This window comes from Maribacter sp. (assembly GCF_049667165.1).
Taxonomy (GTDB): Bacteria; Bacteroidota; Bacteroidia; order Flavobacteriales; family Flavobacteriaceae; genus Maribacter_A.
The window spans coordinates 1-1,812 of record NZ_JBATHS010000256.1; the positions used below are offsets into that span (position 1 = coordinate 1).

The 1,812-nt window shown below is 47.4% G+C and carries 1 protein-coding gene; it reads right to left on the reverse strand.

The features are described 5' to 3' along the window. Positions 1-67 precede the first annotated feature (67 nt). A partial coding sequence (locus WBM98_RS12680) for a c-type cytochrome (RefSeq protein WP_424366390.1) occupies positions 68-1,812 on the reverse strand: 1,745 nt, incomplete at its 5' end.

The following is a 1,812-nucleotide window of genomic DNA, read 5'->3' on the forward strand; positions in this document are numbered from 1 at the left end:
GAACAGTACAATCCCAAAGATGTAAGCCACTTTTTTCCAGTCGAATTTTTTCATTGTATTTCCAGTTTTACTCGGGAAGGGCATAAGCTACATAGGTTGCTCCAGACTTGGTCCCCATTTTGCCACCTCCACATGCTATGACCAGATACTGTTTCCCATTTACCTCATAGGTGGCCGGAGTGGCATAGCCGCCGGCTGGTAGCCTGGTCTCCCATAATAACTCCCCGGTTCTCATATGAAAGGCCCTGAATTTTTCATCCTTGGTGGCGGCAATAAACAACACCCCACCGGCCGTAATTACAGGTCCGCCGTAATTCTCCAGACCGGAAACAGGAACCTCAGGATCCTCCAGACTTTCTTCATGACCCAGAGGTATTTTCCATACATATTCTCCAGTGTTGAGGTCTATGGCATTAAGGGTTCCCCATGGGGGTTTCATCACAGGATAGCCTCTGTCATCCTTAAATCGTCCAAAGCCCACCATGGCATATCTACTCGTAATTTTACTCTCTGCGTGATGATCTTTGGCTCCTGTATTTTTCTCTTCCATATCGGTTAAGAAAGCTGCGATCAAGGCGGCTTCATCTTCCGTTAAATTAGGCATGGCAGGCATGGCCCCTTTTCCTTTGGAGATCATTTGTTGGATATCTTTCGCCCCCATTCGCATTTTAACTTGTTGTAATTCAGGGACCTCTCCCATTCCCTGAAATTCGCCCCCATGACATCGCACACAATGGATCTGAGCCAGGGTAGCACCCGGACTTAAAGGCTTTCCGTCTTTTTCACCAACTTTGGCCATCCGAACTATCCAGGCCATTTCGTTCCCATTTACATACATGATCCCCGTTCTGGGATCCAGGGCAGCGCCCCCCCATTCCCCACCACCATCGGCTCCGGGATATAAAATAACCCCTCTGGTATCTATTGGGATAAATTGTCCTTTGGAGGTTACGGATGCTAATTTTTCGCGCACGGTGGGCGGACTAAAATTCTGCGCCTTATCAATAAAATCATCCACAAAGGCCGGCTGATCCGGGGCATATAGATCACCTTCATTTAAAGTTTGTCTTGCAAAAGGAGCAGGTTTTAATGGCAGTACCTGGGTGCTGGAAGCCTTATCACCTTCTAAGGTGGTATTGGGGTACTCTTTTTCTTCCATAGGAAATAGCGGGATTCCTGTAAGTCTGTTAAAAATAAAAACATGCCCACTTTTAGTGATCTGTGCTACAGCCGGGACCATGACTCCATTTAGTTCTATTTCAAAAAGATTTGGAGGCGCTGGAAGATCCCGATCCCAAAGGTCGTGCTTCACCATTTGAAAATGCCAGAGACGCTCCCCCGTTTCAGCATCGAGTGCTAAAAGTGAATTGGCAAAAAGATTATCACCTAAACGATCCCCTCCGTACCAGTCAAATGCTGCCGAACCGGTAGGCACATAGACAATACCACGAGGTTCATCCAGGGCCATACCCGCCCAATTATTGGCTCCCCCGGTAGTTTTATAGGCTTCTTTTGGCCAGGTTCGATACCCGTATTCATTAGGTTGTGGAATTGTATGGAAGATCCACTCCATCTCCCCAGATAACACATTATAGGCTCTTATATGTCCGGGTGCCGCACCGGGAGATTCCGAAGTTCTGCCTCCGAGTATAAGATAGTTTTTATAAATTACACCGGGGGTAGTAAGAACAATGGGGACTTTAGCAATCTCTCTTCCCAGGCCTTGTCCGAGATCTATACTCCCCTGCTCTCCAAAGGACATCACCAGGGTTCCCGTGAGCAGATCTATAGCATAAAGTCTATGTCCTGATG